This window comes from Aliivibrio sp. A6 (assembly GCF_028765505.1).
Taxonomy (GTDB): domain Bacteria; phylum Pseudomonadota; class Gammaproteobacteria; order Enterobacterales; family Vibrionaceae; genus Aliivibrio; species Aliivibrio finisterrensis_A.
Genome location: NZ_JARACR010000162.1, coordinates 1 through 255, shown reverse-complemented (window position 1 = coordinate 255; position 255 = coordinate 1). Strand labels below are relative to the sequence as shown.

The 255-nt window shown below is 46.7% G+C and carries 2 tRNA genes; both read left to right on the top strand.

Annotated features, from left to right (window positions below):
• Window positions 1-8: 8 nt before the first annotated feature.
• Window positions 9-85 (top strand) — tRNA-Ile (locus PVK70_RS19015).
• 39 nt (window positions 86-124) lie between these two features.
• Window positions 125-200: transfer RNA gene (locus tag PVK70_RS19010), tRNA-Ala, on the top strand.
• The last annotated feature ends 55 nt before the right edge of the window (window positions 201-255 follow it).

The following is a 255-nucleotide window of genomic DNA, read 5'->3' as shown; positions in this document are numbered from 1 at the left end:
ATAATGTTGGGTCTGTAGCTCAGTTGGTTAGAGCGCACCCCTGATAAGGGTGAGGTCGGTGGTTCAAATCCACTCAGACCCACCAATACTTTTCCAGTAAGTATTGGTGATAACATTATATTTTGGGGCTATAGCTCAGCTGGGAGAGCGCCTGCCTTGCACGCAGGAGGTCTGCGGTTCGATCCCGCATAGCTCCACCATCTTTAAGTATTCTCCTTGAGAGTCTTTAAAAATGGTTTCGAAAGAAACATTGCT